Source organism: Gramella jeungdoensis (assembly GCF_023805255.1).
In the GTDB taxonomy this organism is placed as follows: domain Bacteria; phylum Bacteroidota; class Bacteroidia; order Flavobacteriales; family Flavobacteriaceae; genus Christiangramia; species Christiangramia jeungdoensis.
On the sequence record NZ_JAMSCK010000003.1, the window covers coordinates 610,664 to 632,953 of the forward strand.

Annotated in this window: 15 protein-coding genes and 1 riboswitch; of the genes, 6 read left to right on the forward strand and 9 right to left on the reverse strand. The window is 40.1% G+C overall.

Going from position 1 to position 22,290, the window contains the following annotated elements:
* Positions 1 to 9 precede the first annotated feature (9 nt).
* Together NE848_RS10500 and ppdK are read left to right on the forward strand one after the other, a co-directional pair.
* Positions 10 to 390 (forward strand): response regulator, encoded by a 381-nt coding sequence (locus NE848_RS10500; RefSeq protein ID WP_252113256.1) that lies wholly within the window; start codon positions 10 to 12, stop codon positions 388 to 390.
* Between the two features lie 233 nt (positions 391 to 623).
* The gene (ppdK, locus tag NE848_RS10505) at positions 624 to 3,362 is read left to right on the forward strand and encodes a pyruvate, phosphate dikinase (protein ID WP_252113259.1); all 2,739 of its coding nucleotides are present in this window, start codon (positions 624 to 626) and stop codon (positions 3,360 to 3,362) included.
* A 44-nt stretch (positions 3,363 to 3,406) separates the two neighbouring features.
* On the opposite strand, the gene NE848_RS10510 is transcribed toward ppdK, so the two are convergent.
* The 8 genes from NE848_RS10510 to NE848_RS10545 all read right to left on the reverse strand — a co-directional run bounded on the left by NE848_RS10510 (position 3,407) and on the right by NE848_RS10545 (position 10,688).
* Entirely contained in the window at positions 3,407 to 4,381 is a 975-nt protein-coding gene (locus tag NE848_RS10510; RefSeq protein ID WP_252113261.1) for a hypothetical protein, read from the reverse strand.
* Between the two features lie 200 nt (positions 4,382 to 4,581).
* On the reverse strand, positions 4,582 to 4,860 hold the full coding sequence (locus NE848_RS10515; RefSeq protein WP_252113262.1) for a Trm112 family protein: 279 nt from the start codon (positions 4,858 to 4,860) through the stop codon (positions 4,582 to 4,584).
* 3 nt (positions 4,861 to 4,863) lie between these two features.
* Positions 4,864 to 5,496 carry a thiamine phosphate synthase gene (locus tag NE848_RS10520; protein WP_252113264.1) on the reverse strand — a complete coding sequence of 211 codons (633 nt, stop codon included), beginning with the start codon at positions 5,494 to 5,496 and terminating at the stop codon, positions 4,864 to 4,866.
* Entirely contained in the window at positions 5,487 to 6,536 is a 1,050-nt protein-coding gene (locus tag NE848_RS10525) for an AIR synthase-related protein (RefSeq protein WP_252113267.1), read from the reverse strand. Before NE848_RS10525 ends, NE848_RS10520 begins: the two co-directional genes overlap by 10 nt.
* The gene (locus NE848_RS10530) at positions 6,536 to 7,258 is read right to left on the reverse strand and encodes a class I SAM-dependent methyltransferase (protein ID WP_252113269.1); all 723 of its coding nucleotides are present in this window, start codon (positions 7,256 to 7,258) and stop codon (positions 6,536 to 6,538) included. The genes NE848_RS10525 and NE848_RS10530 overlap by 1 nt, the downstream gene beginning before the upstream one ends.
* A gap of 64 nt (positions 7,259 to 7,322) precedes the next feature.
* A riboswitch (TPP riboswitch) is annotated at positions 7,323 to 7,418 on the reverse strand.
* A gap of 592 nt (positions 7,419 to 8,010) precedes the next feature.
* On the reverse strand, positions 8,011 to 8,406 hold the full coding sequence (locus tag NE848_RS10535; protein WP_252113271.1) for a hypothetical protein: 396 nt from the start codon (positions 8,404 to 8,406) through the stop codon (positions 8,011 to 8,013).
* Between the two features lie 35 nt (positions 8,407 to 8,441).
* Positions 8,442 to 9,176 (reverse strand): sigma-70 family RNA polymerase sigma factor, encoded by a 735-nt coding sequence (locus tag NE848_RS10540; RefSeq protein ID WP_252113273.1) that lies wholly within the window; start codon positions 9,174 to 9,176, stop codon positions 8,442 to 8,444.
* Positions 9,177 to 9,263: 87 nt separating this feature from the next.
* A complete protein-coding gene (locus NE848_RS10545; RefSeq protein ID WP_252113275.1) occupies positions 9,264 to 10,688 on the reverse strand; it encodes a PQQ-dependent sugar dehydrogenase in 1,425 nt (474 codons plus the stop codon).
* 360 nt (positions 10,689 to 11,048) lie between these two features.
* Here NE848_RS10545 and NE848_RS10550 point away from each other — a divergent pair, with 360 nt between their 5' ends.
* Both NE848_RS10550 and NE848_RS10555 read left to right on the forward strand, forming a co-directional pair.
* Positions 11,049 to 11,642: a lipid-binding SYLF domain-containing protein gene (locus tag NE848_RS10550; protein WP_252113277.1), complete on the forward strand. Its 594-nt coding sequence runs from the start codon at positions 11,049 to 11,051 to the stop codon at positions 11,640 to 11,642.
* 59 nt (positions 11,643 to 11,701) lie between these two features.
* On the forward strand, positions 11,702 to 12,385 hold the full coding sequence (locus NE848_RS10555; RefSeq protein ID WP_252113279.1) for a haloacid dehalogenase type II: 684 nt from the start codon (positions 11,702 to 11,704) through the stop codon (positions 12,383 to 12,385).
* A gap of 10 nt (positions 12,386 to 12,395) precedes the next feature.
* Here NE848_RS10555 and NE848_RS10560 read toward each other — a convergent pair whose 3' ends face one another.
* Complete coding sequence (locus NE848_RS10560) at positions 12,396 to 16,016, reverse strand: BamA/TamA family outer membrane protein (protein ID WP_252113281.1); 3,621 nt, start codon at positions 16,014 to 16,016, stop codon at positions 12,396 to 12,398.
* 215 nt (positions 16,017 to 16,231) lie between these two features.
* Here NE848_RS10560 and NE848_RS10565 point away from each other — a divergent pair, with 215 nt between their 5' ends.
* Entirely contained in the window at positions 16,232 to 19,018 is a 2,787-nt protein-coding gene (locus NE848_RS10565; protein WP_252113283.1) for a helix-turn-helix and ligand-binding sensor domain-containing protein, read from the forward strand.
* 242 nt (positions 19,019 to 19,260) lie between these two features.
* Positions 19,261 to 22,290 (forward strand): SusC/RagA family TonB-linked outer membrane protein, encoded by a 3,030-nt coding sequence (locus NE848_RS10570; RefSeq protein WP_252113285.1) that lies wholly within the window; start codon positions 19,261 to 19,263, stop codon positions 22,288 to 22,290.

The following is a 22,290-nucleotide window of genomic DNA, read 5'->3' on the forward strand; positions in this document are numbered from 1 at the left end:
GTCAGATAAATGCAAATAGAAAGGATTTTTTTAGTAGATGATGAGGCAATTATTAATGCAATACAGACTAAAATTGTTAATAGACACTTTTCTAATCTACAAATCAGTAAGTTCAGTTCTGCCGAAGAGGTTTTAAAAATCCTGCCTCAAATAGACTATAAGCCCCTGATTTTTCTTGATCTCAATATGCCAATTATGGACGCTATTGATTTTTTAAAAAGATTGGAGATGCTTCAACTTAAAGTATATCCGGTAATTTATATTCTTACCTATTCTCAAAATCCAGAGGAATTAGAGTTTGTAAAAAATCACAGCTTAGTCCGGAATGTGCTTTTTAAACCGCTCGATGAAGAAAAGATTAATCTGATAAAAAAAGAACAGCAGTTATAGGCTAAAACAAAACCTTTAGCCAACGAAAGTTTTTTTTCGAGCTAAAACAATTTCTCTACTCATTTTTACAAGGCTAACCTCTAAAATCTCAAGATGAATTGAGATAAAGCCGCGCTAAATTTGTAACTTTCTGTTAAAAAGCCACTTAGATGATTTTTGTCATTCTATCTGAACCCTTTCTTCCCTAATTTCAAGCCAGAACTTTCCCTTTTTTCATTCTAAATTATACCACCATGGAAGCACCAGTTAGAGAAAAGGCCAGGATATTCCGGTTTGGAAATAAGACTGCCGACGGAAGCAAGAATATGAAAAATCTTTTAGGAGGTAAAGGTGCCAACCTCGCCGAGATGAGCAGGATTGGAATTCCTGTTCCTCCGGGATTTACCATTACCACCGAAGTTTGTACCGAATATCATACTAATGGGAAAGAAGCGGTGATCAAAGTCTTAAAAAAGGACATGGAGAATGGGATATCTTTTATAGAAGATATCATGGAAAAGAAATATGGTGATCCTGAGAATCCTTTATTGGTTTCAGTTCGTTCCGGTGCCAGAAAATCCATGCCTGGTATGATGGATACCGTTCTTAATTTAGGATTGAATGATGAGGTGGTGGCCGGACTCATAAAGAAGTCAAACAATGAACGCTTTGTATGGGACTCCTACAGGCGTTTTATTCAGATGTACGGGAGTGTGGTTCTGGGAATGAAGCCCGATGCAAAAGAAGATACCGATTCTTTTGAGGAGATCATGGACAAGTTGAAAGAAAAGAGAAATATTAAGCTGGATACCGAATTTAGTGTTCAGGACCTTAAGGAACTGGTGAGAGATTTCAAGAAGGTGGTCAAGCAGCGTACCGGGCATAGTATTCCTTCCGATCCATGGGAACAACTATGGAATGCAACGATGGCGGTTTTTGACAGCTGGAATGGGAACAGGGCCAGGTACTACAGGAAAATTCACGGGTATCCGTCAGACTGGGGTACAGCGGTTAACGTACAGGCGATGGTCTTCGGGAATATGGGCGATAACTCGGCAACCGGAGTGTGCTTTACCAGGGATGCCGGTAGTGGAGAAAACGTTTTTAATGGGGAGTATCTGATGAATGCCCAGGGTGAAGATGTGGTTGCCGGGATACGAACCCCACAACAGATCACCAAACTTGGATCAAAGCGATGGGCGGAACTGGCTAAGGTTGATGAAAAGGAAAGAGTGGAGAAATATCCATCTCTGGAAGAGCTGCTTCCTTCCTTATATGCTGAACTGGATGAGTATCAAAAGAAAATTGAAACTCACTATCGGGATATGCAGGACATGGAATTTACCATTCAGGAGGGAAGGCTTTGGATACTTCAGACCAGGGATGGGAAACGAACCGGGACGGCCATGATAAAAATTGCAGTAGATCTCTTAAAGGAAGGATTGATTGATCAGAAAGAGGCTATTATGCGCATTGAACCCATGAAACTTGATGAACTCTTGCATCCTGTTTTTGATCCCGATGCATTGAAAAAAGCTCATATAATCGCCCAGGGTCTGCCGGCATCTCCCGGTGCAGCTACAGGACAGATCGTTTTCTTTGCTGATGAAGCTGACAAATTTAAAAACTCGATTCTGGTGCGTGTTGAAACTTCCCCTGAAGATCTGGAGGGTATGAACATAGCCCGCGGAATATTAACCGCTCGTGGCGGAATGACCTCACATGCGGCCGTAGTTGCTCGCGGAATGGGCAAATGCTGTGTTTCTGGTGCCGGTGCTCTTAATATTGACTATAAGCAGCGAAATATGGTAGTGGGTGAAAAGGAATATCATGAAGGTGACTGGATATCATTAAATGGAAGTACTGGGAATATCATTGAAGGGAAAGTGGCAACTGTAGAACCTGAACTAAGCGGTGAATTGGCTGAAATACTGGAATTATCAGATGTTTTTTCAACTATGGAAGTCAGGACAAATGCCGATACGCCTAAAGATGCAATTGCGGCAAGGAATTTTGGTGCTCTGGGGATCGGTTTGGCGAGAACCGAACATATGTTCTTTGGGCAGGACAGAATCAGGGCTATGCGTGAAATGATCCTGGCCGATACGCGCAATGGCAGGAGAAGAGCTTTGCAGGAGCTGCTTCCCATGCAAAGAGAAGATTTTGAAGGCATTTTTGAGGCAATGCAGGGTTTGCCGGTTACCATCCGGCTTTTAGATCCGCCATTACATGAATTCGTACCTCACGAACTGGCACAACAAAAAGAGCTGGCAAAAGAAATGCATATTTCGGTTAAAGCTGTTAAGAATAAAGTGGATGAACTTAAGGAATTCAATCCTATGCTGGGTCATCGCGGCTGCCGTTTAGGTAACACCTATCCCGAAATTACAGAGATGCAAGCCCGTGCCATTATTGAATCAGCCTTAAATGTAAAAGAACGGGGTATTGATGTTAAACCCGAAATAATGGTTCCGCTTGTTGGAACATTAAAAGAATTCATACTTCAGGAAAAGATCATAAGGCAAATTGCCGATAAGGTCTTTACTGAAAGAAATGACAGAGTGGATTATCTGCTGGGTACTATGATCGAAATTCCCCGCGCAGCCTTAACTGCCGATGAGATTGCTATACATGCAGAGTTCTTTTCTTTTGGCACCAACGATCTTACGCAAATGGTTTTCGGGTATTCACGTGACGATGTTGGGAAATTCCTGCCAGTATATTATGAAAAGGGAATTTTAATGACCGATCCTTTTGAGGTGTTGGATCAGGAAGGAGTGGGCCAATTAATAAGAACGGGGATAGAGAAAGGTAGGAGTACAAATCCAAAATTAAAGATAGGGATATGTGGTGAACATGGAGGAGAACCTTCTTCCATTGAATTTTGCTACCAGGCCGGGATGGATTATGTGAGCTGTTCTCCCTTCAGGGTACCCATCGCACGGGTGGCTTCGGCCCAGGCAGCGATTAAACATAAAAAAGAGACTGTCTAAAATTATTTTTAAACAATCTCTTATTATTTCTAAAGCAAACATATTTAGTCTACTCTAAGAATTTTGAATTCATCTGTTGAACCTCCGCTCAAAAGTATGTCAAGATTAGCTGAGAGTACATATGCAATATTTCTTTTTACGGTTACAGTGGTTAGGAAATCCCCAGGAACAGGAAATTCACTTTTTACATATGCGGTTTCCCAGCTATCTCTTGTTCCGAAGATCTGTACCCTTGCCTTTTCCCCTCCAAAATCATTGCTTACTACAATGAGTTCGTTAGGATTGTCTAAATATATTCCATCTGGACTAAAAAGCGGGATCGGTATTTCTACCAGGGAATAATCTCCCGGATCATCGATTGGAAATTTCAGGATGGTATTGTTCTGAATATGACTTACCAGTAGAAACCCTCTGGGGTCATAGTCAATTCCATTAAGGCCGAAATTTCCGGGGATGGGAGCCAGATCTGGGTCTTCAAAAAAGATAGACGCATTTCCGGCAGGATCAACTTTATAAATGATACCGGCATAACTATCGGTTACGTAAGCATTCCCATGGTTATCGGTTGTCACATCATTTACTAGGTGTCCTCCTTCTGAAAGTCCACCAAGATCGGCATAGAATATATTTTCTCCGGTAAGATTATAAACTACCAGTTCTGCAAAACTTCCGTCAATATTTGTATTTGTAACCAACAGCCTTTTTGTAGTATGATCTATATGAATACCCAGGGTAGAAACAAGGTTTTCATCGCTAATGAATACCGAATATTCCCCGTTAATTACCTGGCCAATGTCACCTCTTGTGATTGAAGAAATTAGAAAGCGGTTATTCCTAATATCGTATTCGATGCCTTCTGGATAGAGGTCGGTTTCATTAATAGTGATCTCCCAGTCATTGTGGGAATTTGCGATGCTAAGATTGAAATTCTCAACTGTATCTGCTGGACTTTCAGAGGAACAGGAGAGGTTGGATAGAACCATGCAAAGGATCAATCCGGCAAAAATTAAATTTCTCATGAGTTTAAGATTTAAGTTATTAAAAGGGGGGAGTTTCAGCCTTACTTAAATCCATAGCTCCAGGTATCAGAAAAGTTGAATAGTAGTATTGGAGTTAAAACATTGAAAATCAGAACTTAAAATTAAAAAAATTATTCTTAAGCAGGAAGTTTATTGATTAAAATGACCTTCCTGCTTTTAAAATTAATTCAGGGATAATTTTAGGATTCCTTTATGGCAGTAAGTCGGAAATTCTCAACAGATTTTCCTTTTAAGTGTTTTTCCCACCGATCCAGGAGGGGCTTTTCGAGTTCAAGTTCCCTGTACTCGTCAGGATTCATAATAGGAATCCCTTTAATTATAGGGTAGATCCTTTTACATTCCCCGCAGGTTAAAAAGCCTTCGATAATATTTCCATCTATATCCTTGGTGATAACTGTCAGTTCTATATCGGCCTTGTCAAAAGGACAACAAAGTTTTTCTATGGTCTTTGGTTTCATCTCTTATAGGTTTAGTTTTTTCAAATAATTCTGAATAGCTTTCTGCGGTCTGTCAGTATTCATGATACCTGATACTACAGCCACTCCTTCAAAATCCAGTTCGTTAAGTTCTTTTATATTGTCTGGGTTTATTCCGCCCGCAAGAAATACCGGTAAAGAGCTTTTTTCTTTAGTTTTTTTTATGGTTTCGAAATCTACCAGTTCACAACTGTTACTGGTGGAAGAGGGAAATATTGAACAAAAAGAGATATAATCGAAGCGGTTCTTTTCTGCCCAGCTAACCCAGCTTAAGTCGTTATTGCAGGTTAAACCACTCAAAAACTGTTTTCCGATTTTTCGTCTTATTTTTTTGATGTCTTCAGGAATTTCATCGAAGTGTACTCCGTCAAGCGCAGCTTCTCCCAACAGCTCCCATTGATTATTAATGAATACCGGAACTTCTTTGGAATGGCATAACTCACATATTTTATCTATTAGGGGAATGATCTTTTGTTCCTCCTGAAAATTATCCCAGATCTGTAATGCCACTATTTTTTCATGCAGTGCCTGTTCTATTCTTTTTAAAAGAATGGTTTCGTCCATAGACGGGTCTACCACAAGGTAGATTCCTTTTTGTATTCTGTTCTTTATTTCCATCCTGCATTCAGGGCTTTGAAAAAAGCTGCCCAGTAAGGGTCAGTTTCATAATATTTCATTTTGCTTATCTCATCCTTCTGTGTTAGCTGAATTCCACTGTCGGCATCTGTAAATTCACCTACCTTAGAACATTGGATACCTTGATATTTCAGGCTTTCAATAATCTCCTTATCACTGCCGGGCTTACAGGAAATGATCATTGATCCGGCACCTATACAATACCTGGGGTCCAAAGAGAAAATGTCACATACCGCTTTTTGAAGGTGGCCGATGGGAATCTTTTCATTATTCACTATCGCTCCATTCCCTGAAGCCACCGCCATTTCATAAATGGCCCCTAGCACTCCTCCTTCGGTTACATCATGCATCCCGGTGATATTTTTAGCACTAGTTTCCATAACCGTCAGGGCTTCTTTTAAAGAACTTGTGTCATAGAAGGTCTCACATGTTCTGTGATAGGTTTCCGCTCCGGCTCTGTTCTTTACCGTTTCAGGGAAACTCATTGCCAGGATCGCGGAAGATGAGATAGCACAGGATTTTGTCACCAGAATAGAGTCACCTTTTTGGGCGTATTTTGAAACTTTGATCTTGTCTTTGGGAGCAATAGTTGTAAAAGTTCCTCCCCCGGCAATAGTGGAATTCTGCCCTTCAATGAAGCCCGTATGCCCACCGGTTATAGCCATTCCTATTTTCTCACAAAAATGATGAATATGATCCCAGTAGGTTTGAAAATCCTTTTTGGAGAAGCTTGCCGGAAGGTTGAGTACAAACTGCCCGAACATCGGTGCGAAACCAGTGGTGGCCATATCATTTGCCATTAGCTGTACCGAAAGCCAGGCAGATTCTTTTAAGCCTAAGGTTGGGATCAATGAAAGAGGGTCGCTGGTCATGGCCATTGCCATATTCCCGGGAATGTCGATCAAAGACACATCTACTCCAAAGCCGGGGCCCACCAAAACGTCTTCCCTTTGCGAGCCTGATTTTTCCTTAATAAAATCCTCTACCAGATTCCGGTCTATTTTACCCAAAGTTTCGCTCATTATTCTACATCATTAAATTGAATGTATAATCCGAAGAAATCACCGAATGGTAAATTCCATTGCTGTACCGGGAACCATTTGGGCAGGCCGGTACATTTCCATCTTATTGTATATTCTCTTCCCTTAAGTGCTTCATGAATGATAGCGGTAAGCTTTTCGGGTGTGTAGAAGGTGGCCGTGAGGTAAAAAGGGTTTTTTCCAAAGATTTCCTGTATCCTTCTTCGAACTACTTTAGGAGAATTTCGGTTCATCATCCCCATCGCAATCCCATATTTACCAACTCTAGCGGCTTCCCGGATCACCTTCACCGGGTCTTTATAATATTCAAAAGTGGTAATAAAAGCGAGTGAATCAAAAGTATGATCCTTGAATGGCATATGGTGGGAATCTGCCATCACCAGGTCTCCATCAAAAAGATGAATTGCCTGTGAAAGCATCAGCGGTGAAATGTCCCCGCCGGTAGCTTCGATTCCTATCTCCTTCCACCAGCGTGTAAACCTTGTTGTGCCACAGCCAAACTCGAGGAGGGTTTCTACCCTGGAGTCGGCAGAAACGAGGTCTTCCATTACCTTTTTCTGCCAGACCTCGGCACGTTTGTATCGTCCCTCATACCATTGTTCATAAGTATCGGTATGTTCACGATTAAAAAACCATTCCGGGCGGTTCTGCCAGTTCTGCTGACTTTGAGGAATAAGGCCTTTTTTAGATGATTCTATTTTCATATACATTGCTTTAAAAAACAAAACTTCATTTTGTTGGATAACCAACCGAAATGAAGCATAAAAATAGATCTCTAGGCTGCATCCCTACGTTGGCATTATCCAAATCAGGTTTCGGGTGTATTCTCAGCCACGTTAAGAGTTGGCACCCCGTGCATTATGTTTTACAAACCTAGCTAAATTTTCACAGGCAATCAATTTATTTTTAATTTCTGTTCAATGAATATTCAAATGAAAAACACGCATTGAACCTAAAGTATAGATCTTATAATGATGCCTGCCTAATGGATAAATTCTGATCAGCATATATCATTTTCAAATAACAGTGTAAGTAGGCTCCTACTTTCTTTTCTAGTTGTTAATATATCGGTTGAAAACTATTGATAACTGACTCATTTTTAAGGCTTAACTATGGTTAACTTCCAATTATAAATTTTGACCCTACTTAATAGTCATGGATTCAACATTGGCAGTAAAAGTTTACTGTATAAAACATCCAATATGAAAGTACTGTCGCCCCAGATCAGAATTTTTGAAAGGATTAACCTTTTTAGTTCATTATTTAAGGTCCTTCTTATTCTCGTAATTGCCTTGGTTGTGTTTCTCTTAACCTCCCGATCAGGCATGCAATCATCATACGGTAGTAGTCAGGAAGCCTCCTTTACAACATGGCAAAGCAATCCACCTACACCTTACTAGTGCTCTCGAAAATCTCTCTAATTTTATTCTTCCTGGCTTTATAAAAAGAATATAGCTTAGGCACAGGAAACAGTTACACTATGATTATGGCCTCCATCAGATGTTGAGGTTGCCGTAATCTGATTATTATTCTTAAGTGAATTGAACTGGTCCGGTGTGATAGTCACTTCGTGTATATGCTGATCTGTTGAGGCCTGGCTCAGCGTATAGGTCTTTTCTTCTGCGGCATCCACATCTTCCTTTGAAACTGTAAGACTATGGCCATGATTGGCAGAAATTGAAGTGTTTGTTCCATTCTCCAGACAATCTGCACTGGGATCCGGATCAGGGTCAGGGTTCGGATTAGGGTTACCACCACCATCATCAGACCCTGAACATGCGGTTAATGAAAGTAATGGAATTCCTATAATAAGTCCTGTTGAGGTCTTTTTGATAAACGATTTTCTGTCCATGATTAAAGTTTTGAATTAATACTGATTTTTGTGGGTTAGGCTCTTCCATTCATAAATCCTAATAACCATTTTTTAAGGTTAATAAGATTTGAAAAGGCTGCAGATTTGCTTTTTTGAGGCAGTCTGTTGAATACATTCTCCACTATCCGGTTGCAGTAGATCAAATTGAATTCAAAGATCTCTTCGGGAGAATACATTTTCTTTATTTCGGTCTGTAACATGGATTTTGCCCTTTTCAGTCGCACTTTGACATTAGACTCTGAAATATCAAGTGCATGCGCAGTTTCTTTTGTGCTCATTGCATTGAGTTCTCTAAGTGTAAAAACCATGCGATAGTTTTCGGGAATCTGAAGTATCGCATTCTCAAGAATATGTCGCAGTTCATTATTCATGACGGTTTTAGAAGTGTTTGAAGGCTTTTGATTAAACATGGGAGACTCACCACTATTCTCTATAGAATCTGATGGAAACTCGTTCTTATAACTGAATTTTCGTTTTTTATGATAACAGTTATTTAGCATTATTCGAACCATCCAGGTTTTGAGCGAAGAGCGATGTTCAAAATTATTCAGATTTGTATAGGCATTGATGAAAGTTTCCTGCATAAGATCTTCGGTATCTGGCTGATTAAACCCATAGCTTCTTCCAATTTTAAATAAATAAGGATTGTACCTTCTAATAATTATTTCATACATAGCCGTATCTCCTGAAAGCACTCGCGAAGTGATCTCAGAGTCCGGTATTTTTTCAAATTTTTTTATGTCTATCATCTAACCTAAATTTAAATATGAGCAATAACACAAGCCGGTATGGAAACAGGAACATACCAGCCTTGTGCTGAAATCTCCAATGCGGACCTAAAGACTTTCCTGTTTTTTTGCCCAAATCAGCTTAAAGATTTTTCCTGTTTCTCCCTGCGGTCCGAGCTGAGATGAGACAGTTAAATATATCTCACCTTCCATGTCCTGCCCAAAACCTTTTAGGTAATAACCAATATTATCAGGGCTGCTTTCCAGTTCTATTTCGTAAAAAGGCCATAGTCCAGGGCCAGCAGGATTAGCAGCAAATATTTCTCCTGTAGGTGCAAAATCACTGGAGAAAGAACCAAATATATATTTACCCTGTAATCCTGGAATATCATTTCCCCGATATACGTTACCTCCAATTATTGTAACAGTTCTACCCCCATCAGGATTTGCCGAATTAGCCATCTCTATAACCGGATCCTGAAGTTTGTTTCCGTACACATCAACATCTGGACAGGAAGGCAATACTTCATGGGCATCTGCTGCATTAAAACAATGTGTACCCTCCTTGACGTTCCAGCCATAATTTCCTCCTTTTTCAACAACACTAATTTCTTCCCATAAATGTTGTCCTGCATCACCCACAAAAAGTTTTCTTGAACCGCTCATATCAAATGAAAAACGAAACGGATTACGGAATCCGTAGGCATAAATTTCATCCAGACCTGGTTTGTCCACAAAAGGATTATCGGCCGGAATTCCATAGGGAGTTCCACTATTAATATCTATTCTCAGAATATTGCCCAGTAGATTTGATTCTATATCCTGTCCGTTTCCTCCTTCGTTCACGTCGTACCAGTCTTCAACATGGCCGGGCGCTACATCATGTGCTGCACCTCCATCTCCAATGGAAATGTATAAATACCCATCTGGGCCAAAGGCAATTGTTCCTCCTTCATGGTTCCCCTGAGGCTGATCAACTTCCAGAATGATCTTTTCCGAGGCGGCGTTGGCTTTGGCAGGATCTGAAGAAACACTAAACTCTGATATCCTGCTTATATTATTCCAGCTAGCGTCGGGTTCAGGTCCGCCCGGGTTTGGTGGTGCGGTATAGTACACAAAAAAGCGTCCGTTCGTGGCATAATCTGGATGAAAAGCAAGACCTAGTAATCCACGTTCATCATATCCGGGATTAAGGCTTACCATTCTATCGGTAACATCGAGGAAGGGTTCTTCCTGCATTGTGCCGTTCGCGATCACCCAGATTTTTCCAATTTGGTCGATAACGAACAGGTTCCCGGTTTCATCATTGGCTTCCACCAAACCAAGAGGAGAAACCAGACCTTCTGCCACCAGCTCCATATCGATTGATTTTATATTAACAGCTGCTTTGGTTTGTGCGTCGGCAGATTTCATATTCTCCAGGTTCCTTTCTATGTCGCTTTGGCAGCTATAAAGCATCAGACCTCCTAAGATGAAAATACCAACCAGGATATGTCCTGTATTGATGGTCTTCTTTAAAGCAGTACGGGTCACTAAATAAATTTTCCAACAATAGTTTTTTGTCTCCATAATTCAAGAATGTTTAATGGTTTATTAACAGGGGGTGACCACCAAATAACATTAAATAGAAAGAGCATTACTAGATTTGTTAATGGAGCGGGATTTTAATCTTGGGATTCCCATTTATATATAAGACTCCCGTTTATACATTGGAGTACATAAAACCAATATAAGTTACAAAAACTCTGGAACTATTTGTTAAAATTCTAATAATCAGTTTTTTAACAAATAACGTCCATAATGCTAAGAAGCTGTGAAATAACACCTGATTAACATTTATAGCACGGTGTTTTAGCTAAATTCAAATAGAATTTGACCAAAAAACAGATTATTATGAAACCTAAAAATGGATTGATTTCCTTATTTATTTTAATGCTATTGTTCTCGGGTGGAATTATAGCACAGACCGATGATGATGACTGGGATGAAAAGGAAGAAAATGAGATTATAGATTCTGATAAACGTGATAAACTTATCAGTGATGCAGAGTCTGCTGAAAAAGCCTTCAAAAAGAATAATAAGGAATTAGCCAGCTTGTTTGATTCGGCTTATGGCTATGCTATTTTTCCTAATGTGGGAAAAGGTGCCTATATACTTGGAGGTGCTGCCGGAAACGGAGTAGTTTACGAAAAGGGCAAACTAATTGGATTTGCAGAACTCAGGCAGGTAGATATCGGTCTGCAGATAGGCGGACAGGCTTTTCGTCAGGTGATGCTTTTCAAGACCAAAGAAGCGCTTGATGAATTCAAATCTGGCGATTATGAACTCAGCGGTAGTGTTTCTGCCGTGGTAATTGAAGAAGGTGAGGCTAAAAGCATTCGGTTTAAAGATGGTGTAGCTGTAGCAACCATGCCTAAGGCGGGTGCTATGGTAGAAGTTTCTGTTGGAGGACAGAAATTCGAATATGCCGATGACTGGAAGAATTAATTTATTTTAAGCAGAAAATCTAAAAGCCGGCTTAGTCCGGCTTTTTTTATCTTAGAACAATGAAGAGACCGGGAGTTATAATTTTTGATGTCAATGAGACTTTGCTGGATCTGAGTCCACTGAAGAAGAGTATCAATTCAGCTTTAAAGAACGAGCAGGCCTCGGAGACCTGGTTTGCTCAACTACTTCATTATTCGTTAGTAGAAACCGTAAAAGGAACCTATAGTGATTTTAGTGAAATCGCCGCTGCGGTATTCAAAATGAGTGCTGAAAAATATGACCTCGCTTTTACAGAATCACAAATTAAGGATATCCTGAGTCCTGTAAGTGCACTTAAACCATATAAAGATGTGGTTCCCGCCTTAAGAAAGCTTAAGCCTGAAGGTGCTGAACTGGTTGCTTTCAGTAACGGAAAACCTGATGTGCTTCAGGATCAGTTGGAATTTGCAGAAATTGATCATTTCTTTTCCAGGATCCTAAGCGTGGAAGCCTGTAAAAAATATAAACCGCATCCGGATGCTTATAAATACGCTCTTAAAGAATTGAATTGTTCAGCCTCTGACGCCATGATGGTGGCAGCACATGGATGGGATATTGCCGGAGCTCAGGAGGTGGGCATGAAAACGGCTTTTGTGGAAAGACCCGGAAAGAAACTGTATCCTTTAGCCTCTGAGCCTGATTTTGTACTAAAAAAATTAACCGGTCTGGTTGGGGTTATCAGCGAGACCGGTTACCAGCATTAAGCTAACCTTATTAGAACTCGAAGTTAAAGGTGAAGTTTAGACGTCCGCCTTCATCTCCTACATAATATCCAAGATTTCCTGTAAAAGCACGGAAAGTATTTATGAATATAGATCCTCCGTAATCTGTATGCCACTGATCTGAATTATCATTTTCTTCCCATACCCTACCATAATCAAAACCAGCACTAAGGCCAATAGCCATAGGGATAAAATTGGTTTTAAACCTTACGATCCCTGACCTGATATCGATATTCTGGAAAAACGCGTATTTACCGTTAAATCTTTCATTCCGATAGGCCCTAAGGCTATTTTTATCACCGCCTCCAAGGGTGGCTCCATGATAGAACTCATAATTATCTCCAATGATCGCAGCACCCCCAACTTTGGTAGCTATGGCCGCCAGACCGCTTGGATGTAGAGGGTAATCTATACTTAATATGGGGTTTACATATCCAAATTTATTGATCCCGCCATCAATATTAGACCTGTAACCTGCGGTAAGGTCAAGTTCCATTCCCTGGCTTGGAAAGGCCGGGTTGTTCTTGTTATAATAATTGTAGTTCACCTCTCCTCCGGCATATACCTGGCTTTCAAAAACATCATTTTCAGGTGAAAACACTTCGGTTATATACCTGTCTTCATCATAGGCGATCTTAAATGACTCTACCATTGGCTTAAAAGTGAAGCTTACCATGTCATTTTTACGATAGATCAGGGAAGGTGCAAAACGCCATTGCTCTATTCTTACCCGGTTATAATCTTTCGAGTTTTCATCGGGATCATATTCCGTGTCGTTTCCGGTTCCGAAGTAATTGATCACGAATTTCGGATTGGAATAGTAAGCGTCCAGGCCAAGATTCCAGTTATAGAAGATATGGGCAAACTCCCCATAATATCCAATGTCAAAACCTTTGGTAGCGAAATAATAACGTGAAGTAAGGTTGTGCTGTGCTGTGAATGGATTTCTCACAAGGCCTTTTATAGTGTAAGTATTCTTAACACCAAGGCTAAAACCCTGGTCTGAATTAAAATTAGCACTTGGCATAAATGTATATTGCCTGATCTTTTTCTTTACCGGGTCATAGTTGTTAATGTCGTATGAATCTACCAGCATCTTACGAGCTCCTGGAGTTTTAATGGTATTTTTCTTGCTTTTATAATCGTAAAGCTTGGCTCTTCTTTTATTCTGAAAATCATAGATGTCGTTTTCCTCACCTCCCAGAATCTTTAAAGGAACAAGGGAATTACCATCTCCCTCTATCCTGAACTCATCATCCCCGTCAAGTCCATAAACCCATACCTCACGGGTTATATCAGAATTATATGTTTTTTCGGCGAGTAGCTCGTCATCTTCTCCATTCAATTGTATTGTAGTAATTCCATTAGGTTTTCGGGTAATAAGGAAATTATCATCTTCGTCGGTACCAATAAACACGTCAAACTCCTCCAGGTGTTCATAATAATCTCGCGCGATCCTTTCCATATTGCCTCTTCTGGCCTTTAATTTAGACTTGATTTCAGCCACATAAGCATCGTTCTCTAGACCTTCTGGTAATACCGCAAAAGCTTCTTCTATAACTTCATCGGTAATATTCTCCTGAAGATAATTGGCCTGTTCTTTCCAGTCTTCCCAGTCAGCATTTCTAATGAAAGCCTTATCCATGGGATAACCGGCGATATTGAACCATTTTGGACGATCAATCATTTCATCATAAGTCTGCATGGCCCTGAATTGTGGAAAACCTAATTTCAGGAACGCAAGTGCGAGCCCGTCATACTTTGAAAAAACCTGGTCCCGGTCTTTCGCGATGGGAACATATTTTTTCTTCCCGTTTTCCTGTTCAAATTCGGCCCATTCGTACTGGCCGCTATGCCTGTCCCAGTCCCCCATAAGCATGTCGAGTAACCTTGCCCTGATGAACATGTCTTCGTCTACATAAACATCTTTGGTTTCCCTGATCTCAAGAAAGAGATCGGCAGTATTGAGTATATCATCCGCATTTCCGAAAATTTCCAGATCCTTATTCTCGCCGCCTACATGGGCCTCGAACATATAAAGCTCACCACCATGTTCCAGGTTATGAATGCCAAGGGCTTCCTGTTTAGGAACATAATATAGCTCTGAATTGGGGTGATATATATCCACGGCGTCCATAAGTCTTCCAGCCGGAAAAGTTCCATAAGGGAAAGCGGTAGTATAGAAATCTTTTACATATCGCTCGGCCACCGTATTATCCAGCAGGTCTTCTATATAATGTGTGGTAACCACGGTACTTTGTAAAAATCTTATAGCACTTTTCTTAAGGGCCCTTAAGGTATATTCATGGTCGTCTTCATCCTTGAAATCAAGGGTTCTTGACTGGTGGCCACCTCCTGCACCAAGAACCTTTAGCCCTCCTTTTACCGTATCCAGGTAGAGTACGGGAAATTCAAATTTTTTGCTGTAAAGCGGCCTGTAATGTTCACCCCAGATAGAACGGTAAAGCCAGTCTTTATCGGTTTCCTCTTCAGTATAGATCGAGGAGATGGCTGTGGGGCCCATTTTTTGTTCGGGCCAGCTTACATCTTCAAGTTTGGGACGCTCCCTTGATATCTGTGTTGTGAATATCTGTAGCGGGCCTGCAGGGGTTACCTTGAATATTTCAACATTTGAACTGCCATCCTTAAAAATATTCATTTTTCCGTATCCCAGCTCATAGGCCGCGAAATGTCCCTCGTCCTCTTCAGGCCGGGCCTTTTCGAAATCTTCTGTCACCCCCGCGATGATCTGTTCATTACCATCATCCTGAACAAACTGCAGATTTCTGTCATTACCAGAAAGGAAAATCACATCGGTATACTGGCTTGCCAGCGTTTCCAAAGTTCCCATAAGTTCCTGAAGCTGTGGATTTCTAACCGACTGGGTCCTGGCACCAATAATTTTTTCGAAGAAGCCAAGCTTTGTCTGTGTCAATACCGGATGGTGAACAGCTACCAGGATAGTTTTGTTCTGGTTATCCTCAAGTTCATCGTCAAACTCCTCTCTGAACTGTGCACGGGTCTTCAGATCACATTTATTATTAATGTATGGATGGTCATCCCAGTCTTCTATATACCATTGAGAATCTACCATTATGAGATAAACATCGTCAGACAGGTCCTCCCCTTCGATAGGGCAGCCGTCATTAGGCCAGAATTTTCCATTGCTGTTATCCTGCAGGAAAGATTCAAGATCATCAATATTGTCTGGAGCATCTTCTTTCCATTCGTTCACACCAGGAGTGAAAATTATCCTTCCCTTAAAATCCTTAATATGAGATAAAAGATTATCCTTCAGGTAAGATTCGGTTTGTTCACGACCATTATCTTTGTTTGGGTAACCTTTTTCAGGTACAAGATTACCGATGATCACAAGGCTCGATGAATCCTCTTTTTTTGAAGCTTCGACTATCTGATTTAAAAGCTGTTGATTATTTTCATCACTTCTAATCCCGGTATTTGCGGTAAAATATACCGAATGAACCACCTCTTTATTTGCCTGGGTAGGGTTCTGTCCATGAACAGTAAATACCGATAGCATCAAACATACGGGTAAAAAAAGAAGTGTGCTGAATGAAAAATTGTGGTGTAGTAGTTTTTTGATTCTGTTCATACAAGATCAGATTGTTTGAATTTTAATTTTACTCCATAAAATGTGATAGTAACTTTCAAAAAAATCCAATATTCTTAGGATTGCATAAGTCTTTATAATACTTTAACACCCAAGCCTAAAAGTTTTACTAATAAAATCAAGTCTGAAATCTTCCTAAATTTTGGCTTTATTTGCTATTGATGCCTAACTTTCGCCTCACAAATTTATGCTGCTTTTTGAGTAAGAAATTCTTTATAATATTCCTTTTTTTAAGCTTCGGCAGCTTTGCTCAGGAATTACCACCTATGGTGAACTATGGGCCGAATCAATATTCAGCAGGAAATCAGAACTGGATGGTCTCTCAGGCCGGAAACAAGAACTTTTATTTTGCCAATAGTACCGGGCTTTTAGAATATAATGGTGAGAGCTGGAACCAATACCCAGTTCCCAACAATACTATAGTTCGGTCAGTTAAAGTTGTTGGAGAAAGAATTTACACTGGGGCTTATATGGAAGCAGGATACTGGGAAAGAGATATATTCGGAAAGCTTAACTATACCAGTCTTTCATCTCAATTTTCTGATCTTATTAGTGATGGAGAGCAATTCTGGGATATTGAATTCTTAGACGGGCTTATAGCCTTTCGAAGTTTTGGTGGGGTCTATCTTTACGATCCTGCTAATGGCAAAGTGTCGAAAATGGACAATCCAACAGCCCGGCCTATTTCAGGAATGTTCCTTCTTAATAAAGAGCTTTTTTTTCAAGTAGTAGGTAAAGGTCTTTATAATATTAATAACGGATCTCCTAAACTCATTATCCCTTATGAGCAGTTGAATGATTTGGCGATAATGCATCTATATACCCAGGATGATAAACTGTGTTTTGTTTCCGAAAATTCTGAATTTTATGAGTGGGATGGTCTGAACCTAAAACAGTTCAATGTCCAGCTTAGTCAGGAAATAGGTCATCCTAATATCCTATGTGCACTGAATCTTTCAGAAGGAGGAGTAATTTTAGGTACCGTGGGTAGTGGAATCCTTCAGATTAATTCAAAAGGAGAGCTCATAAATACATTCAACCAGGAAAACGGGCTTTTTAATAATACGGTTCTGGATCTTTATTCTGATGATTCCGGCAATATCTGGGCGGGACTGGATTACGGAATAAGTATGATAGACCCTGATTCACCTTTCAGATCTTTTCAGGATAATAAAGGTGATTTAGGATCTGTTTATTCATCTTATGAGATTGAGGGGAGCCTTTATCTTGCGACCAATCAGGGGCTTTACCTTAGAAAGAAGAATGAAGAAAAATTTCAGCTGATTGAAGGAACCAAAGGACAGGTGTGGTTCATAGATAAAGTTGGAGAAAATATATTCTGTGGCCACAATAGCGGGACCTTTTTGATTGAAGGAGATAAAGCCCTTAAGTTGTGTGACAGGCTTGGAACATGGCTGGTAAAGGAATATGATGAAGGTATTTATATTCAGGGTCATTATAACGGAATTAGTTTTTTAAAGCAGGAAACCGGTGAGATTGTGGAACTGCCAATGCTTCAGGAATTCCCTCATTCCTCGAAGTTCATAGAAATTGATGAGAACGGGTATGTATGGGTGAGCAATGAACATAAGGGAGTTTTTAAGATGAAGCTTGATGATTCGCTTTCCCTGCCGCCGGTAGAAATAAAGAATTATAAATTTCAGGATGAATCGGGGATTACCTCCAGTATTTTCAGGTTTCATGATACGCTTTATTATAGTTCAAGAAAAAAGATCTATCGGTACGATAAGGAAAGGGATCTGTTTAGTGAAGAGAACCGGCTAAATGAAATAATTGCCGGAATAGACCGGATATCTGGAAAAATGATAAATGAAACGGATAAACCTAAAATTTGGGGGTTTTCCAATGAAGGTGTCTTTGCAATTGAACCTGCCCAGCTTAGCCAGGATTACAACCTTGAGTTTATCTATATAAATCAGGATTTCAGGAATATTGCAATAGGCTATGAGAATATTACCAGAATAGAAGATAAAGAGTATTTGTTAGGAGTTTCTAACGGTTATATAAAGTTTGACCTTCCACTGGAGGAAAAGGAACTTAATAAAATAAGGCTTCATGAAGTGACCGTGAACAGTTTGGATTCGGCCCCGGAAAATGTTGAAATTAATAATGCGGGGTCGTTTGATTATGACCATAATAACATTTCGTTCCATTACAGTATCCCTGTTCATGAGAAATATTTAAGCCCGGTATACAGTTATCGCTTAATGGGTTTCAGTTCAAAATGGAGCAAATGGGAAGCTAACCCCGTTGCCAGCTTTAAGAATCTTGATTTTGGGGATTATACTTTTGAAGTAAGGGCTAAAATGGGGGATGCCGTGAGTGAAACGCTTACATATGGCTTTAGAATAGAGCGACCTTATTATTTAAGCAATCTGGCCATCGCCCTGTATTTCATATTGCTCCTACTTATCATTTTTTCCGTGCACTTTCTGTATAAAAGACATCACAAGAAAGTTGCAGCCGAAAATGAACGGGCTCTGAAAATGAAGAATCTTGAAGCTGAAAGGGAAATCATTAAACTGAAGAATGAGAAATTAGAACAGGATATGGCCAATAAAAGCCGGGAGCTGGCCGTATCCACAATGAGCTTAATCAAGAAGAATGAGTTCTTAACCAGTATTAAAAAGAAACTTAAAGATTCTGAGGAATCCCCGAAAGTGAAGTCGGTAATTAAAACCATAGATAAGGATATTAGTGAAGAGGATAACTGGAAATTCTTCAAAAAGGCCTTTAGTAATGCCGATAAGGATTTCTTTAAAAAGATAAAAGCTCAACATCCAGACCTAACTGCGAACGATCTAAAATTGTGCGCTTACCTGCGCCTAAATCTTTCCTCTAAAGAGATCGCTCCACTTCTAAATATTTCTGTAAAAAGCGTTGAAATTAAACGATATCGATTGCGTAAAAAAATGAATTTAGACAGGGAGACCAACCTTACCGATTATATTCTCGCTTTATAGAACTTTACATCGTGTTACAAGAACTCTACATAAGCTCTACAAAATGTGTATTGTTCTTATAATCAATGGACTTTCTAAAAATTATTAATTTCTCTATTAATGCCTTGTTATATTGGGGTATTAATAATTTCAACCATAAAATATTGGCAATTTCCCGGATGTAGATTTTTTGTAAAGGTGCCTTTCCATATTTCTTAATCTTCTGTTAATAAATTGGAAAAACAAATTTAACAACTAAAAACATGAGGAAATTCACCTGTCTTTTGATTGTATTTCTAAGCGGGTTATTCGCCGGTTACGCGCAAACCTTTTCGGTTAGTGGTAATGTGACTGATGAGAACAACATGCCATTACTGGGGGTCAACGTAATTGTAAAAGGAGAATCACGTGGTACGACCACAGATTTTGATGGAAACTATACGGTTGAAAATATCTCTGTGGGAGATGTGCTTCAGTTTAGTTATGTAGGTTTTCAAACCCGGGAAATAACAGTAAGCGATCAACAAACGATTAATGTAGTGCTTCAGTCCGATCAGGAAGCACTTGAAGAAGTGGTAGTGATCGGGTATGGTACACAACAGAAAAAAGATGTTACCGGAGCGGTTTCTCTGGTCTCAAATGAAACCATTGAAGATTTACAGCCTGTCCAGGTAGAACAGGCTTTGCAAGGTACTGCAGCTGGGGTTAATGTTACTCCAACTTCTGGTGCTCCAGGGTCTGGGATCAATATTAATATTAGAGGTATTGCCTCTAATAGTGTTAATGGTCCTTTAGTACTTATTGACGGTTATCAGGGTGATCTTAATACCCTTAACCCGAATGATATTGAGTCCATTTCAATTCTTAAGGATGCCCAGGCTGCCATTTATGGGGTTGCGGGAGCAAATGGGGTGGTACTCGTAACTACAAAAAGCGGTAAAAAGAATACGGCTCCTAACATCACCTATCAAACCTATTATGGTTTCCAGGAGGCGTCAAGGGAGATACCTCTTTTAAACGCTACCGAATATGCTCTTCTTTTAAATGAAAGCTATGCCAATGGCGGACAGCAGATTCCTTATCCGGATGTAAGCGGACTGGGTGAGGGAACAGACTTTCAAAATGCTGTTTTCGAAGAAGCTCCAATTCTTAACCATAACCTTAGTGTTACCGGAGGAGGTGAGAGAGTTACCTATTCGGTAGGCGGATCTTACCTTGATCAGGATGGTATTGTAGGTGGAGAAAAATCCGGATTTGAGAGAGGGACTGCAAGAGTAAGTTTAGGAGTTGATCTTAATGACTATTTCAACATCCAACTTAATTCAACCTATACTAACATTTCGAGACGATCAATTAATGAAAATGGTCTCGGTTCAGTATTGTTTAATGCCCTGAACTTTTCTCCTACTTTTGGTATTGATGAGCAGGATCTTAACGGATCTCTTGGAAACGAGGTTGTTAATCCGTTAACTCAGATCGAGAATACATTCAACGATTATAATCTTGATAAGTTAAATGGAAACTTCAGTCTGAACTTTACTCCCGTTGAAGAGCTCACCTTTACTTCAAGAATAGGTTACAATCTGGCTAAAAGTGATGGCAAAACCTTTTTTCCGGAAATAGGGCCCGAGGTTTATGGTTCAGGAAAGATATTCAACAATTCTATAAGCCAGGTAAATCAAAACAGGATTAATGATAACTCATATACCTACGATTTATTTGGTACTTACGAAGACAGATATAATGAGGATCATCATGTTACCCTAACCGGCGGTATGACCGTGATAAGACAATGGGGTGACGGACTCTTTGCTTCAGGTTTTGGAGTGCCTAACAATTCATGGGACTTTGCAGACATCAGTCTTACAACCGGAACCAGGGATGGGAAAACTAACGATAGTTATGTTTATGATATAAGAAAACTATCCTATTTTGGAAGGTTACAATATGATTTCAAAGGTAAATATCTCGTTTCAGGGATGTTGAGAAGGGACGCTTCCACAAGATTCAGTCCAGGTAACCGTGTGGGCTATTTTCCATCTGCCACCGCAGGTTGGATTATTTCTGAAGAAGGCTGGTTCAATTCAGGTTTTGTCTCTTTCCTTAAGTTAAGAGGTAGTTACGGAATACTTGGTAATGATGAGGTTGGTCAGGCCCAGTTCTGGAGATCGGCCCTAACCGGAGAGGCTACATATGTTCTGGATGGTCAGCTAGTTAATGGTGTGGCCCTTGGTAGGATAGCCAACCCGAATGCGGGATGGGAAGAGGCCGAAAAGATCAATATTGGTCTTGACCTTAGATTATTGAAAAACAGGATCGACATTACTGCCGATGTGTTCAGGGAAGACAGGAATGATCTTCTTATCGCCGATATTCCTGTATCAGGGATCTTTGGTGGAGCGGCTCCCGGAGCAGGAACCCCAACGATCAACGCGGGGACTACTAGAAACCAGGGTGCCGAATTCGCAATAAATTATAAGGAGACATTCTCTGATGACTTCAGAATAAATATCGGATACAACTTCACTTATCTTGAAAATGAGGTAACCGAAGTTAACGGAACTGAATTCCTTCCGGGAGGACAGTTTGGTGTTGGTCAGCCAGCACCGGCAAGAATGCAGGAAGGTTTCCCTATAGGATATTTCTATGGATACAGAACCGATGGAATCTTCCAGAACCAGGCAGAAGTTGATGCTCATCCTTCTCAGGAAGCACTGGCTGCTCCCGCTGCACCAGGAGATATAAGATATGTGGATATTAACGGTGACGGAGTAATCAATACAGACGACCGTACCAATATTGGTGATCCGATTCCTGATTTCACCATGGGACTAAATCTCAATTTTAACTACAAGAACTTCGACTTTACGGCTTATACTTATGCTTCATTAGGAAATGAAATGGTGAGGAATTATGAGAGGAATCAGCCTAATGTGAACAGGCATGCTTATTATCTGGAGCGATGGAGAGGTGAAGGTACCAGCAATTATGTGCCTAGAGTATCTACCGGAGCAACATCAAACGGGGTTTTCTCTGATTTCTATGTTGAAGATGCTTCTTATGCAAGAATTCAGAATGCTCAGATAGGTTATTCTTTACCTGAAAGTCTTATCAGCAAATTGAACATTCAAAAATTAAGACTTTATGTTGCCGCTAATAATCTATACACATTTACAGATTATAAAGGTTACGACCCATCAGCTTCTACAGGAGAAGCCATTGGTGGAGGAATAGATTACGGGTTCTACCCGGTTCCAAGAACTTATATGTTTGGTCTAAACCTAAACTTCTAA

Excerpts from the sequence above, each read along its gene's own strand:
- NE848_RS10500 (WP_252113256.1), top strand. The coding sequence starts at position 10 with ATGCAAATAGAAAGGATTTTTTTAGTAGATGATGAGGCAATTATTAAT.
- ppdK (WP_252113259.1), top strand. The coding sequence starts at position 624 with ATGGAAGCACCAGTTAGAGAAAAGGCCAGGATATTCCGGTTTGGAAAT.
- NE848_RS10510 (WP_252113261.1), bottom strand. The coding sequence starts at position 4,381 with ATGAGAAATTTAATTTTTGCCGGATTGATCCTTTGCATGGTTCTATCC.
- NE848_RS10515 (WP_252113262.1), bottom strand. The coding sequence starts at position 4,860 with ATGAAACCAAAGACCATAGAAAAACTTTGTTGTCCTTTTGACAAGGCC.
- NE848_RS10520 (WP_252113264.1), bottom strand. The coding sequence starts at position 5,496 with ATGGAAATAAAGAACAGAATACAAAAAGGAATCTACCTTGTGGTAGAC.
- NE848_RS10525 (WP_252113267.1), bottom strand. The coding sequence starts at position 6,536 with ATGAGCGAAACTTTGGGTAAAATAGACCGGAATCTGGTAGAGGATTTT.
- NE848_RS10530 (WP_252113269.1), bottom strand. The coding sequence starts at position 7,258 with ATGAAAATAGAATCATCTAAAAAAGGCCTTATTCCTCAAAGTCAGCAG.
- NE848_RS10535 (WP_252113271.1), bottom strand. The coding sequence starts at position 8,406 with ATGGACAGAAAATCGTTTATCAAAAAGACCTCAACAGGACTTATTATA.
- NE848_RS10540 (WP_252113273.1), bottom strand. The coding sequence starts at position 9,176 with ATGATAGACATAAAAAAATTTGAAAAAATACCGGACTCTGAGATCACT.
- NE848_RS10550 (WP_252113277.1), top strand. The coding sequence starts at position 11,049 with ATGAAACCTAAAAATGGATTGATTTCCTTATTTATTTTAATGCTATTG.
- NE848_RS10555 (WP_252113279.1), top strand. The coding sequence starts at position 11,702 with ATGAAGAGACCGGGAGTTATAATTTTTGATGTCAATGAGACTTTGCTG.
- NE848_RS10560 (WP_252113281.1), bottom strand. The coding sequence starts at position 16,016 with ATGAACAGAATCAAAAAACTACTACACCACAATTTTTCATTCAGCACA.
- NE848_RS10570 (WP_252113285.1), top strand. The coding sequence starts at position 19,261 with ATGAGGAAATTCACCTGTCTTTTGATTGTATTTCTAAGCGGGTTATTC.